The organism is Hymenobacter sp. AT01-02 (assembly GCF_000961955.2).
Lineage (GTDB): Bacteria > Bacteroidota > Bacteroidia > Cytophagales > Hymenobacteraceae > Hymenobacter > Hymenobacter mucosus.
Genome location: NZ_JZIR02000240.1, coordinates 1 through 1,413 on the forward strand (window position 1 = coordinate 1; position 1,413 = coordinate 1,413).

Here is a 1,413-nt window from a genome sequence, read left to right on the forward strand (position 1 = left end):
TAGCGGGCCTGGAAAGTCTGAACTCAGCCGAGTATTTTAAGCTGGCCCGCGACAAAGCACAGGAAGTGATGAACAGCGGCGAGTACTACTTGTTTCCTTCGCACGCCGAGGTGTGGACCGTAGCCAACCGTAACCGTGGGGAGCATACCTGGGCGCTGCAAAGCGTTTCCGAAAACCCTGATTTTGGCAACGAAATCTCCCTGTTCCGTCGTGGTCGCCTCGACCCCAGCAAGGCTGACCAGCTGGAAGGCGGCTGGATTGGTACTTCTTACCAGTGGTACCACAACTTTGAGGGAAACGACCAGCGCATCACCGACGGCGTGCTGCACCGCTGGAAAATGTGGAGCAACACCCAGTTTCACTACTACCCGTTGAGCGACAGCTCCGTGGTGGAAGGGGTAGACAACAGCCCGGCTGCCGTGGCCAAGCGCGCCAAGTACGGCTACCAGCCCACCGACGTATCGGGCCTGGATGATGGCCGGATTGCCCGCCTGCGCAAGTTTGAGGCGGTGGCGAAAAACAACGTGACCCTGGGCGACTTTCATTTCCCACTGCTGCGCTACCCAGATGTGCTCTTGATTTTTGCCGAAGCTGATAACGAAGTGAGCGGTGGCCCAACCGCCGCCGCCAAAAACGCTGTAAATCAGATTCGGCGCCGCAACGGTGCCACGGAGGTAGGCAGCCTCAATCAGCGGGAATTTCGCTCGTTTGTGCTGGAAGAGCGCCGCCGGGAGCTGGCCCTGGAGGGCGACCGGCGCTGGGATCTGATCCGCTGGGGCATCTATCTGCCGGTGATGAACGCCATCGATATTGATGAGAACAACGTGATAAAGCGCCGCCAGCAGAAGCACCTGCTGTACCCGATTCCGATTTCGGAAGTGAATGCCAACAAGCTCATTGGCGGTAACAACCCTGGCTGGTAGCAACTCAGCAGGCACCTTCTGTGGGACTAGTTGGCCCCACAGAAGGTGCCTGCACTTCCCATCCCACTCCCTTCATACAATTCCCATGAACTCGTATACTTCTCTCAGTAAAGCAAGCGCTTTCGCGCTGCTGGCTGCTTCTCTCTTGTTTTCTTCCTGCGAAAAAGAGGACGACAACGTGTGTGGTGGCATGCCTACCGTTAGCCAGGTAAGCGCCCCCACCGACCGTACCTCGAACCTGACCACCGGTAAGCTCGCCGAATGGGTTATCATCCAGGGTAGTAACTTCTGCAACGTGCAGAAAGTGATGTTTAATGACGTGGAAGCCGACTTGAAAGACGCCTACATTACCTCCACGGAAATTACGCTGCGCGTGCCGCGGACAATACCCAAAGACGTGACCAACAAGGTTAGCGTCACAACGGCCGCAGGCTCCGCCGAAACCCAGTACATGGTGTCTATTCCGGCGCTGGTAATAACGGGCATGAGC

Annotated in this window: 2 protein-coding genes; both read left to right on the plus strand. The window is 57.0% G+C overall.

Features of this window, described 5'->3' with window-relative positions:
• A partial coding sequence (locus VI25_RS22815; protein WP_152981802.1) for a RagB/SusD family nutrient uptake outer membrane protein occupies positions 1-923 on the plus strand: 923 nt, incomplete at its 5' end.
• An 85-nt stretch (positions 924-1,008) separates the two neighbouring features.
• The coding region (locus tag VI25_RS22820) for an IPT/TIG domain-containing protein (RefSeq protein ID WP_045690501.1) at positions 1,009-1,413 on the plus strand (405 nt) is incomplete at its 3' end.